Origin of the sequence: Porcipelethomonas ammoniilytica (genome assembly GCF_025567485.1) — a bacterium.
Classification (GTDB): domain Bacteria; phylum Bacillota; class Clostridia; order Oscillospirales; family Ruminococcaceae; genus Porcipelethomonas; species Porcipelethomonas ammoniilytica.
The window spans coordinates 1-1,284 of record NZ_JAOQKH010000074.1 but is presented as its reverse complement, the minus strand read 5'-3'; the positions used below and the strand labels follow the sequence as shown (position 1 = coordinate 1,284).

The window sequence follows — 1,284 nt, the reverse complement described above, 5'->3', positions numbered from 1 at the left end:
AATGGCGAATTTTCAACTGTTTTAATTTCTGTAATTTTATCTTTTTTTCCGATTTTAAAATCGGCGTTTGATCTGTAATGTGCAATATATTTCTTAATATCAAAATAATTACGGTCATTGTAATCCGCAAGATATTTGTAGTTCGGGTGCGTGGTAATATCGTATTTATCGGAATACCACGGATTTGCTCCTCGTATTGTTAAGATACACTTTTCACCGGGCATTCTGAATATTTCAGATTCGTCCAGAAGTTTTCGTCCTGTTTTCTGATAATTCGACGTATCGCTTCGATTTCTACCATAGGAACGTGATGAATTTAAAATATCGATTGTCTGAGAACCGAGAAGCTCTGCCACATCTTTAAGAGTCGATTTTTCCTGACCTCCGAGAAACAACATACTGTCACAGCCTCCTGCAATAGTTTCAGCGTCGTCTTTGTATATTGCTTTCAGCTGAGATTTTGTCTGTACGATAGGGCAGGCTGAAATATTTCTTGAACGGATAGTTGTGATCAGATTTTCAAACATCGGTATCTTACCGAGATTCTTGAACTCATCGAATATACATCTTACAGGAACTTTAAGCTTTCCTTTTCTTCTGTTATCAGCCTTATCGCATAGTAAATTGAACATCTGCATATACATAAACGATGCAATAAAGTTAAGGGAAGTGTCGGTATCGGAAGTAATAGCGAAAAGCGCAGTTTTGCGGTCGCCTATTTTGTCCAGTTCCATTTCATCATATGTCATAAGGTCTCTTATATCCTGAATATCAAACGGAGAGAGACGCACGCCGCATGACAGCAATACTGATTTAGCAGATTTTCCGGCTGCAAGCTTATACTTCCTGTACTGTCTTACTGCAAAATGATTTGGATTCCTTTCTGCCAGATCCTCAAACAGCATATCAACTGCATTCATATATCCTTCGTCCTCATGTGTTTTGGAAGCGTCAATGATCTCTACAAGGGTATTCATGGTACGCTCTTCCGGAGGAGCTTCAAAGATTATAAGTCCTAAAACCGCCTGATAAAGCAGTCGTTCTGCCTTTACCCAGAAGTCCTGTTTTTCGTCCGGAGCTTTTGTTGCTTCGATGAGCATATTGGAAAATTTCAGAATATCCAATTCCGTTTTTACGTACGCAAGGGGATTATAATGCAAAGATTTGCTGAAATCTTTGAGATTCAGTATTTTTATAACGTACTTTCCCTTTTTATAAAGTAATGTGCCTACATCGGGTAAAATCGTTCCTTTCGGATCGGTTATAACATATGAACTGTTCAGC

Annotated in this window: 1 protein-coding gene; it reads right to left on the bottom strand. The window is 38.4% G+C overall.

From position 1 onward, the window contains the following. A partial coding sequence (locus OCV67_RS13290) for a VirD4-like conjugal transfer protein, CD1115 family (protein WP_147644403.1) occupies window positions 1–1,284 on the bottom strand: 1,284 nt, incomplete at both ends.